We start from the raw sequence: 7,999 nt of genomic DNA, 5'->3' as shown, positions 1-7,999 counted from the left end.
CCACCATCGTGTTCACCGTCGACTTCAGCTCCAGGATCTCGCCCCGGGCATCCACCGTGATCTTCTGCGACAGGTCACCCTTCGCCACCGCCGTGGAGACCTGGGCGATGTTGCGCACCTGGGCGGTGAGGTTCGACGCCATCGAGTTGACGTTGTCGGTCAGGTCCCGCCAGGTGCCGGCGACGCCGCGCACCTGGGCCTGGCCGCCGAGCTTGCCCTCGGTGCCCACCTCGCGCGCCACCCGCGTCACCTCGTCGGCGAACGAGCTGAGCTGGTCCACCATCGTGTTCACCGTCGACTTCAGCTCCAGGATCTCGCCCCGGGCATCCACCGTGATCTTCTGCGACAGGTCACCCTTCGCCACCGCCGTGGTCACCGAGGCGATGTTGCGCACCTGCGACGTCAGGTTCGACGCCATCGAGTTCACGTTGTCGGTCAGGTCCCGCCACGTACCCAGAACGCCCTTGACCTGGGCCTGACCGCCCAGCTTCCCCTCGGTGCCCACCTCGCGCGCCACCCGCGTCACCTCGTCGGCGAACGACGACAACTGGTCCACCATCGTGTTGACGGTGTTCTTCAGCTCCAGGATCTCGCCCTGCGCGTCCACCGTGATCTTCTGCGACAGGTCACCCTTCGCCACCGCCGTCGAGACCTGCGAGATGTTGCGGACCTGGCTGGTCAGGTTGCCGGCGAGCTGGTTGACGTTCTCGGTGAGGTCGCGCCAGGTGCCGGAGACTCCGCGCACCTGGGCCTGGCCGCCCAGCTTCCCCTCGATGCCCACCTCACGCGCCACCCGCGTCACCTCGTCGGCGAACGAGCTGAGCTGGTCCACCATCGTGTTGACGGTGTCCTTCAGCTCCAGGATCTCGCCCTGCGCGGCGACGGTGATCTTCTGCGACAGGTCGCCCCGGGCGACGGCCGTCGAGACCTGCGCGATGTTGCGCACCTGGGCGGTCAGGTTCGACGCCATCGAGTTGACGCTGTCGGTCAGGTCCTTCCAGGTGCCGGCGACGTTCGGCACGTCGGCCTGGCCGCCGAGCTTGCCCTCCGTGCCCACCTCCCGGGCCACCCGGGTCACCTGCTCGGCGAAGAGGCGCAGCGTGTCGGTGAGCGAGTTGATCGTGTCGGCCAGCTCGGCGACCTCGCCGCGCGCCCCGACCGTGATCTTCTGCGACAGGTCGCCCCGGGCCACCGCCGTCGCCACCTGGGAGATCGACCGCACCTGGCCCGTCAGGTTCGACGCCATGGTGTTCACCGAGTCGGTGAGGTCCTTCCAGGTGCCGGCCACGCCGCGCACGTCGGCCTGGCCGCCGAGCTTGCCCTCCGTGCCCACCTCCCGGGCCACCCGGGTCACCTCGTTGGAAAAGGACGAGAGCTGGTCGACCATCGTGTTGACGGTGCGGCCGATCCGCAGGTACTCGCCGCGCAGCGGGCGGCCGTCGATCTCCAGCGCCATGTGCTGGGAGAGGTCGCCGTCGGCCACCGCCACGATCACCCGGGCGATCTCGGTGGTCGGCCGGCCCAGCCCGTCGATGAGCGAGTTGACCGCCCGCTGGTCCTCCGCCCAGCACCCCTCCAGCCCCTCCTCCTCCAGGCGCTCGTTGAGCCGGCCGTCCCGGCCGACGACCCGGCTGATCCGCAGCAGGTCGCGGTGCTGCCGCTCCTGGAGGGCCACCACCTCGTTGAACGCGTCCGCCACCTCGCCGGCCGCGCCCGCCCGGGGCCGCAGCCGCACCTTCAGGTCACCGCCGCGCACGCGCCGCAGCGCCTCCGCCAGCTCGCCGAGCAGAGCGGCCTGGTCCGGCGCGGACGGGTCCGCGGCTACCGGGTGTTTCGCCGTGGTCATCGCATTCCTCGCTGAGTTCCGGGGGCCGCCGGCGCCCGTCGAACGCACCGGCCGTTCCCTCATTGTGCCCGCCTGGGCTCCCGGGACGCGCCGCCCGCCGGCCCGCCACGCCCGGCGGCACCGCCGTGCCGGGGCCACAGCCCGCCCGGCACGGCCGCCCGGACCGCCGGATCAGCTTGGCGCGGGGCCGGGCGGCGGTGGAGGATACGAAGGTGTCAGCGGAGGCGGGGCCGGCGGCCTTCGAGGGTCCGGACGAGCGCGTCCGGCGGGTCCGGCTGCCCGCCGACCGGCGCACACCGGCCGCCGCCCGCGCCCTGGTCCGCTCCGTGCTCGCCGCCGCGCGCCTCGACGACCTGCTCAACGAGGCCCTGCTGCTCACCACCGAGCTGACCACCAACGCCGTCGAGCACGCCCGCACCGAACTGGACATCGAGGTCGTCGGCGACGACGTCGGCCTCACCGTGACGGTCTCCGACTTCGCCGCCGGGTCGGTCGACGAGCTGACCGTCGGCGTACGCAACGACACCTCGGAGATCAACGAGGTGTCCGAGCGGGGCCGGGGGCTGCTGCTGGTGGACCACTTCGCCAGCCGGTGGGGCACGACCTACCTGCCCACCGGCAAGGGGGTGTGGTTCCGGCTGGACCGGGCCGGCCCCACCGACGGGCAGGGGATCGCCGCCGGGCCCCAGGCCGGTGCCGCCGGCGGCACGGCGACGCCGACCGGTGGCGCGGAGCACGCGGGGCCCAGCGCCGGGGCGATCAGCGAGCTGATGCAGACCGCCCCCGACCAGTACGCCGACGATCCGCTGCCGGACTTCGCCACCGACCTGCTCACCCGGCTCGCCGAGATGGTCGGCGCGGCCGGCGGCCTCGTCCGGCTGGACCGGGGCGACGGGCTGGGCCGGCAGGTGCTGGCCCGGTACGGCCGCACCCCTCGCGCCGGCAACGAGCTGCTGCGGGTGCCGCTGGCGGTGCACCGGCCGTACGTCGGGGAGCTGGAGCTGGACGCGGCCCCCTCGACGTACGCGCGACCGCTCGCCGTGCTGACCGCCGAACGGCTCTCGCTGCACCTGGAGAACGACCGGCTGCGCCGGGCCGACGTACGCCGGCAGGCCTGGCTGACGTTCCTGGCCGAGGCGGGCGAGCTGCTCGCCCAGTCCCTCGACGTCGAGCTGACGATGGTGCTGATCCCGCAGCTCGTCGTGCCCCGGCTCGGCCAGTGGTGCGCGGTGCACACGGCCGACGAGTGGGGGCGGCTGTGGCTCGCGGCGGCCACCCACGCCGACGAGTCGGTGCTGCCGCAGCTACACAAGGTGCTCCGCGAGACGGGGACGGACTCGGTGCAGTCCCGGTTGCGCGAGGCGTCCCGGATCGGGTCGCAGGTGCCGCTGGGCGGGCCGATGGAGGGCTTCGCCGTCCCGCTGGTGGCGCGCGGGCAGCGGCTGGGCACCCTCGCGGTGGGCCGCCACCAGCGGCACCGGCACGACCCCGACGAGGTGGCCGTGCTGGAGGACGTGGCCCGGCGGGCTGCCCTGGCCATCGAGAACGCCCGCATCCACGCCGAGCGGCGGCGGGTGGCGCAGACGCTCCAGCGGTCGCTGCTGCCGCCGGTCCTGCCGGTCGTCGACGGCATCGGCTTCGCCGCCGAGTACGTGCCGACCGGCGACGACGCCGAGGTGGGTGGCGACTTCTACGACGTGCTCCCCCTGCCCGACGGGCGCTGGCTCGTGGTGGTCGGCGACGTGTCCGGCAAGGGGGTCGAGGCGGCGGCCGTCACCGGGCTGGTCCGGGACGTCATCCGGGTGCTGGTCAGCGACGGCAAGCCGCTGCCGGAGGCGCTGGGCCGGCTCAACAACACGCTGGTCGAGCGGGGCGGCGGGCGCTACTGCACGCTGGCGCTGGCGGCCGTCGGGCCGGGCGAGGGCGATCAGCTCAACGTGTCCCTGCACCTGGCCGGGCACGACCGCCCGGTGCTGCTGCGGGCCGGCGACGGCGCCGCGTTCGTCGGGGCCGGCGGCACCGCGCTCGGCCTGCTCGACGCGATCGCCTCGCCGGCCGCCGAGCTGACCCTGGCCCCCGGCGACTCGCTGATCTTCTACACCGACGGGGTGACCGAGCGTCGGCGCGGCCGGGAGCTGTTCGGCACGGAGCGGCTGCGGGAGTCCGCCGGGCCGCTGGCCGGCTACTCGGCCGACGTGGTGGCCGCCCGGCTGCGGTCGACGGCGATCGGGTTCTCGGCCGAGACGCCCCGCGACGACATCGCGATCCTGGTGCTGCGCAACGACCGCCGCTGACGCCTGCGCCCCGCCGGGCAGGCCCGCGCCGCGGGCCTGCCCGGGGGCGGGTCCGCGCGGGGACGGGTCCGCGCGGGTCCGCGCGGGGGGGGCGGCTGCGCGCCGCCATGTCGGCGACATGGGGGTATCCCGGGCCGGGGATACCGCCATGTCGCCGACATGGCGAGCCGCCCCCACGCCCGGCGGCCCGGCGGCCCGGCACCCGGCACCCGGCGGCCGGGCGCGGGGCGGGGAGGGCGGTCAGAGGCCGCCGGGGAGGCGGCCCGGGGCTAGCCGCTGGTGCGGGTCCAGGTATTCCTTCGCCGCCCGGAGCCGGGGCAGCGAGGCCAGCTCGCCCCACAGGTCGACCGCCTCCCGCACCGGCGACGGCGCGGCCACCACCACGCACCGGCCCCGCCGGGCGAGCAGGACGGCCCGCACCCCGGCGACGATGGACGCCACCCGCTCGGCGGGCAGGGTGCCGGGCAGGGCGGCGTGCAGCACGCCCTGGCCGGCCGAGCCGCGCACCGGCACCGGGCCGCCGGCCGCGTCGCGCAGCGCGTAGACGGCGGCGTGCAGGTCGCTGACCGGCACCTCGATGCGCAGCGCGGTCTCGCCCGGGCCGAACGGATAGCGCCGCCACCACTGCGGCGCCGAGTGCTCGACCCTCGCCTCGCCGCCCAGCAGGCCGCGCAGCCCATCGGCGCGTGCGGCGACGTCGGCGGTGCCGCCCTCCAGCAGCACGGTCAGGCTGCCCGCGCCGGCCGGCGTCACCGTGCGCCGGAACATGGAGGGGTGGCGGGCCCGGGCCAGGGCCTCCGGGGCGTCGGGGTGCAGCGGCGGGCGCACCCGGTTGGCCCGGGCCGGCAGGTCCAGCTCCACGGCCGCCGGGTCGAGCCGGGCGGCGAGCACCTCCCGGACCAGGCCGTCGACCTCCAGCGGGCTCCACACCGGACGGGTGACCCAGGCGCGGCTCGCCGGCAGCGGCTGCACCCGCAGGGTGGCCGAGACGAGCACCCCGAGGCCGCCCTGCGACCCGCACAACAGCCGGGCCAGCTCCAGGCCGGGCGCGCCGCCGCCGGCACTGATCAGCTCGCCGTCGGCGGCCAGGTAGCGCACGCCGACCAGCTGCTCGCAGGGGCCGCCGTGGCCGTGCCGCAGCGGGCCGGACTCGTCGGCGGCCAGCACCCCGCCGATGGTGGCACCGGGCGAGGGCGCGTCGAGGGCCAGCCGCCGCCCCGCCCGCTCCAGGGTGGCCTGGGCGGCCCGCAGCGGGGTGCCCGCGCCGATCTGGGCCACGTCGCCGTCGGCGGGCCGCTGGCAGATGCCGGCCAGCCGCCCGGTGTCGAGCATGATGTCGACGTGCGCGGGGGCGACGCCCCAGTCGATCTTCGTGCCGGCGCCCCGGGGCACCACCGTCAGGTCGTGGGCGGCGGCCAGCCGCAGGACCTCGGACGCGGCCTGCGGGGCGCCGGGCACGGCCACCCACCGGGCCTGCGCGCCGGCGACCTCGTCGGCCGCCCCGGCGAACCGCGCGAAGGGCGGGCCGCAGATCTCCGCCAGCCGACGGGTGATGCCCACTGCCCCGGACCGATCGATGGACCCCGCTGCTGTCGCCATGGCCGCAATCGTACATGTGTTCGAACAGCCGGTCGGGCCGGCGGGCCGGTGTCGGGCGTCCGATCTCGCCGGGCGGGTGCCGGGGCCCCGACGGACGGTAACCTGACCGGCGTGACCACCGAGACTCCCGTGCCCGTCGCCAAGCGGGTCCCCAGCGAGCGCACCCACCACGGCGACACCGTCGTCGACGAGTACGCCTGGCTGGCCGCCAAGGACGACCCGGAGACGATCGCCCACCTGACGGCGGAGAACGCGCACACCGAGGCGCGCACCGCGCACCTGGCGGAGCTGCGGGCCACCCTGTTCGAGGAGACACGCCGGCGCACCCAGGAGACCGACCTGTCGGTGCCGGCCCGCAAGGGCGGCCACTGGTACTACACCCGCACGGTCGAGGGCCAGCAGTACGGCGTGCACTGCCGCCGCGCGGTCCGCGACGGCGAGACCGACCCGCCCGTCAGCGTGGACGGCGCCCCGCTCGACGGCGAGGAGGTGCTGCTCGACGGCAACCTGCTCGCCGAGGGGCACGACTTCTTCTCCCTCGGCGCGTTCGACGTGAGCCCCGACGGCCGCTGGCTGGCCTACTCGACCGACTTCAGCGGCGACGAGCGGTTCACGCTGCGGGTGAAGGACCTGACCACCGGCGAGGTGCTGGCCGACGAGGTGCCGGGCACGTTCTACGGCACGGCCTGGTCGGCCGACGCCTCGGTGCTGTTCTATGTCACCGTCGACGACGCCTGGCGGCCCCACCGGGTGTGGCGGCACCGGATCGGCACCCCGTCCACGGAGGACGTGGTGGTCCACCAGGAGGACGACGAGCGGTTCTGGGTCGGTGTCGAGCTGACCCGGTCGGAGAAGTTCATCCTGATCGACATCCACAGCAAGATCACCAGTGAGGTGCTGGTCATCCCCGCCGGCAACCCCACCGGCCAGCCGGCGTCCGTCGCGCCCCGGCGGCAGGGCGTGGAATACAGCGTCGAGCACCACGGGCACCGCTTCCTGATCCTGCACAACGACGACGCCGAGGACTTCGCGCTCGCGTACACCTCGGCGGACGCGCCCGGCGACTGGGTGCCGCTGATCCCGCACACCCCCGGCACCCGGCTGGAGTCGGTCGACGCGTTCGCCGACCACCTGGTCGTGTCGCTGCGCACCAACGGGCTGACCGGGCTGCGGGTGCTGCCGGTCGGCGGCGGCGACGGCCACGACATCGACTTTCCCGAGCCGCTCTACAGCGTCGGGCTGGACAGCAACCCGGAATACCGCACCCGGCAGGTCCGGCTGCGCTACGCCTCGCTGGTCGCCCCCGAGTCGGTGTACGACTACGACCTGGTCACCCGGGAGCTGACCCTGCGCCGCCGCAAGCCGGTCCTGCCCGGCCCGGACGGCCGCGCGTACGACCCGGCCGACTACGAGCAGCACCGGGACTGGGCGCTCGCCGACGACGGCACGCGCGTGCCGATCTCGCTGGTCTGCCGGGCCGGCACCCCCCGCGACGGCTCGGCCGGCTGCGTCATCTACGGCTACGGCTCGTACGAGGCGAGCATGGACCCGTGGTTCTCCGTCGCCCGGCTCTCCCTGCTGGACCGGGGCGTGGTCTTCGCCGTCGCGCACGTGCGGGGCGGCGGGGAGCTGGGCCGACGCTGGTACGACCAGGGCAAGATGCTGGCCAAGAAGAACACGTTCACCGACTTCGTGGCCTGCGCCCGGCACCTGGTCAAGTCGGGCTGGACGTCGGCCGACCGGCTGGTGGCCCGGGGCGCGTCGGCCGGCGGCCTGCTGATGGGCGCGGTGGCCAACCTCGCTCCGGACGCGTTCGCGGGCGTCGTCGCGCAGGTGCCCTTCGTCGACCCGCTCACCTCGATCCTCGACCCGTCGCTGCCGCTGACCGTCACCGAGTGGGAGGAGTGGGGCAACCCCCTCGACGACCCCGAGGTATACGCGTACATGAAGTCGTACGCCCCGTACGAGAACGTGGCCCCGGTGGACTACCCGGCGATCCTCGCGGTGACCAGCCTCAACGACACCCGGGTGCTCTACCACGAGCCGGCCAAGTGGATCGCCCGGCTGCGGGCGGTCGCCCCGCAGGGCGACTACCTGCTCAAGACGGAGATGGGCGCCGGGCACGGCGGCCCGAGCGGCCGGTACGACTCGTGGCGCGAGGAGGCGTTCGTCAACGCCTGGATCCTCGACCGCCTCGGCGCTGCGTAAGGAAGGGCCCCCTGTTAACGCATACGGTCGAGAAGGGCACCCTTCTCACCAC

Annotated in this window: 4 protein-coding genes; 2 read left to right on the top strand and 2 right to left on the bottom strand. The window is 74.9% G+C overall.

Translation table 11 applies throughout. The features are described 5' to 3' along the window. Nucleotides 1-1,846: HAMP domain-containing protein (locus tag ACFYWL_RS09060; protein WP_386969447.1), on the bottom strand; the 1,846-nt coding region annotated here is incomplete at its 3' end. 212 nt (nucleotides 1,847-2,058) lie between these two features. Between ACFYWL_RS09060 and ACFYWL_RS09055 the strand changes: the two genes are divergently transcribed. Then, a complete protein-coding gene (locus ACFYWL_RS09055; protein WP_386969444.1) occupies nucleotides 2,059-4,140 on the top strand; it encodes a SpoIIE family protein phosphatase in 2,082 nt (693 codons plus the stop codon). A 240-nt stretch (nucleotides 4,141-4,380) separates the two neighbouring features. On the opposite strand, the gene ACFYWL_RS09050 is transcribed toward ACFYWL_RS09055, so the two are convergent. Next, nucleotides 4,381-5,739, bottom strand: a complete 1,359-nt coding sequence (locus tag ACFYWL_RS09050) for an FAD-binding oxidoreductase (protein WP_386969442.1) — start codon at nucleotides 5,737-5,739, stop codon at nucleotides 4,381-4,383. A 111-nt stretch (nucleotides 5,740-5,850) separates the two neighbouring features. Between ACFYWL_RS09050 and ACFYWL_RS09045 the strand changes: the two genes are divergently transcribed. Further along, entirely contained in the window at nucleotides 5,851-7,947 is a 2,097-nt protein-coding gene (locus tag ACFYWL_RS09045) for a S9 family peptidase (RefSeq protein WP_386969440.1), read from the top strand. Nucleotides 7,948-7,999: the final 52 nt, after the last annotated feature.

Origin of the sequence: Micromonospora sp. NPDC002575, assembly GCF_042889525.1 — a bacterium.
Lineage (GTDB): Bacteria > Actinomycetota > Actinomycetes > Mycobacteriales > Micromonosporaceae > Micromonospora > Micromonospora carbonacea.
The sequence above is the reverse complement of the archived record's forward strand: the minus strand, read 5'-3'. Positions and strand labels throughout refer to the sequence as shown.

Excerpts from the sequence above, each read along its gene's own strand:
- ACFYWL_RS09050 (WP_386969442.1), bottom strand. The coding sequence starts at position 5,739 with ATGGCGACAGCAGCGGGGTCCATCGATCGGTCCGGGGCAGTGGGCATC.